The organism is Saccharicrinis aurantiacus (assembly GCF_947489045.1).
Classification (GTDB): Bacteria; Bacteroidota; Bacteroidia; order Bacteroidales; family Marinilabiliaceae; genus Saccharicrinis; species Saccharicrinis aurantiacus.
Window position 1 is genome coordinate 1 of sequence record NZ_CANLCN010000044.1, and the last position, 2928, is coordinate 2928.

The following is a 2928-nucleotide window of genomic DNA, read 5'->3' on the forward strand; positions in this document are numbered from 1 at the left end:
ATAATAAGCTTTGGCTCTTTAGGATTTTGGAAGTGGATTTGGGTTTACTCTCCACACTGTTCATCCAAGTAGCCGTTAGCAACAAGGTCAACCCCTAGATGAAGAAAAATGAAATCACTTACCATAGAACAATTAAATAATGATGCGGGAATACGACAATGGTCAGATATAAAGGCTTTATTTACAAATTGTCCAATATTATTAGGAAATGGGTTTAGTATTAACTTCACGAGTAATTTGAGATACTCAATGTTACATGAAGTTTTTATTGAAAATTGTTCTTCTCAAGCGAGAGAGTTATTTAGTGCATTCCAAACTAATAATTTTGAAACTGTGTTAGAGCATTTAGAAACGACAAATACAGTTCTTAATGTAATTGATTGGATAGATGATTTAATTCCTGATATTCAAAATGAAGTAAAAGAAGGTTTAATAGAATCAATAAATAGGATACATCCAAGGCCAGATGAAGTTGATTTTAGTAAAACTAAGAAAGTTGCTAAACAGTTTGAAATATTCTCTAATATTTTCACAACGAATTACGATATCTACTCCTATTATATCATTATGGAATTAAGAAAAAGTTTCGGCGATTATTTTTACACAAAAAGTAATGGTGAGTTTACTAATTTTTCGGACGGGGATGTATATAAAAATAAACATATATATTATTTACATGGGGCCTTATTTCTTTTTCAAAATGGTCTTTCTGCAGCTAAAATTATAGGGAATGAAAAATGGCTAATTTCTAAAATTTCAAGAGAGATTAAAAAAGACAAATACCCACTATTTATAAGTGAAGGTAAATCAGATACAAAGCTAAAAGCCATTCGAACTAATAATTATTTGAATTTTTGTTTTGAAAGGCTTAAAAGTGACGGAGATAAGCCTTTGGTTGTATTTGGTCAATCTCTAAGCGAACAAGACAAGCATTTGGTTGAAGTACTTGACGTTAAAGATAAAAAGATTGCGATCTCAATATGGACAAAAGGAAGAAAGGTTCGAGAGCTTAAATCGGAAGTCGGTAGAATTAACTCACAATTTGAAAATACGGAATGTACCTTTTTTGACTCTAGTAGTCTTTTTGATTTTAATAAAACGAGAGTTAGGCTTGGTCGAAAAAAAAAGAAAAAACCCAGTTGCTAACAAAAAATAAAGGTCATAGGCTGTGAGTATAGATTTGGGAGTTAAGTTCGTTTAATAAAATCGCCGAAACTTTTGTTTCGGCTAGTGAAAAGAATAAATTTATAGCCAAAACAAAATTTCGGCTCTGCTGGGTTTTGGTTGTTTTGGTTTTTCAAATTCAGCCTACATCCTTTATTCGAGCCGTTGTGTGCAAGGCTAATGAACGACCGTCCATAAAATAAAATTGATACTATGTATGATAAATTAGATTTAGGTTCATGTTATTATAAACCATCATTCTTTAATATGAAGATTGATTTGCCAATTAGTTTAGGTGATTTAAATGACCTTCCTGAAGGTGCAATGGGGCTGTATTATCATGAATATATTCACTTTATACAAGATATTTCAACAATTTATGGATTAATGAATATATCAACTATCAATTATTATATTCAATCGTGTGCTCATCATGTTGAAAAGAATAAGAGTCAAAAAGCATTTAAAGTTCCTATCGAATTAAATGAAATAATTGACAATTCTAAAACTAATGACTCTGGATTGTTGAATTTCGCCCTTCGCCCTGTATATATGGGTTCTTCAATAAAAAATAAAAGTAAAACAATTGCTGATTTTACATATCAAGTTATTCCCTATGAATACAGTAAAGGTGAATTTATTGATAAAGTAAGTATTACATTTATAGACTCAATTACTGGAGAAAAAAGATGCCTTGACTTTGGGGGAAATCATGTTACAGAAGGAATGGCATATTTATGTGAGCAATTTAATTATAAGGATATATTACCTGTGGCAGAAGATTATCCTTACACCATAGTTCAAAAAATAGTTGAAAATATATACCCTGAAATAATCGAAGAAAAAATTTTAATTATTGCATTGTGTGATATTTCCTTAATGTCATATCATCCTGGGTTAAGTTTCGTTAGGCTTCTTAACTTTATAAAAGATAAAAATATTGTACATCCTGATTTGTCACTCGAAGATTTATACAGTGATTGTTTGGCTTTCATTAAAGGTAGTCATGTGGAATATTCTGATTTGGTAGATATTATAAAAGCTGAGATTAAGAAGAATTTTAAAGCCGATTATTTTGATGATACTAATGCATGGATAGATTCAATTTTTGATAGAATAAAGAAAATAAGAACAGATATCCCGACTTTCATAAATGACTTAGTTAGGTTTGGTAAGCCATCCGTAAATCAATTTTTTAAACATTTAGTAAATTTTGTAGGTTCTCCTTTAGTGTTAAACTCTGATTATGACGGTACTATTGCTTTACCTCATAATTTTAAGATTCAGACGGAACATTTTAATCCTGGAATTTTTTTAGCTCTCAATCAAGTATTAAGGATGTTTTACATAGATAAACCTACAGTCTGCGATTTAAAAGAATACTGTTTAAGTAGCAAGAAAGTAAATCCTAATTTAGAGATTGATGAAGATTGTGATTTAGCTCCATGGAAAAAGGCAAAATCAACTAATTTATGTCCAGTGGGAGCAATTTGGCATCATTGGGCGTTGAAAGATTTTTACCCAAATCATATGTCGTAAAGAATCATGGTGATAAAACCCAGCACACAACAATTTGTATAAGCAATAGCGGCAAAAGTGCTTAATTTTAAGGTCTGCACGCCGCTTAAACTTCATCATAATTTGATAAGTTTGTAGCTGGCAAACCGCTACTGCTCATACAAGTGGCCGTTACACACTAGCCAATATTTCGTGTCTGAATTTAGGCGTATTTTTGGTAAGTTTTTCAAATGAATAATTTGCGCA

At 30.9% G+C, this 2928-nt stretch carries 2 protein-coding genes; both read left to right on the top strand.

Annotation, left to right across the window (positions count from 1 at the left end):
• Positions 1-108: 108 nt before the first annotated feature.
• Positions 109-1146, top strand: a complete 1038-nt coding sequence (locus QMO11_RS21745; RefSeq protein ID WP_282040056.1) for a DUF4917 family protein — start codon at positions 109-111, stop codon at positions 1144-1146.
• A gap of 231 nt (positions 1147-1377) precedes the next feature.
• Entirely contained in the window at positions 1378-2703 is a 1326-nt protein-coding gene (locus QMO11_RS21750; RefSeq protein WP_282040058.1) for a hypothetical protein, read from the top strand.
• The last annotated feature ends 225 nt before the right edge of the window (positions 2704-2928 follow it).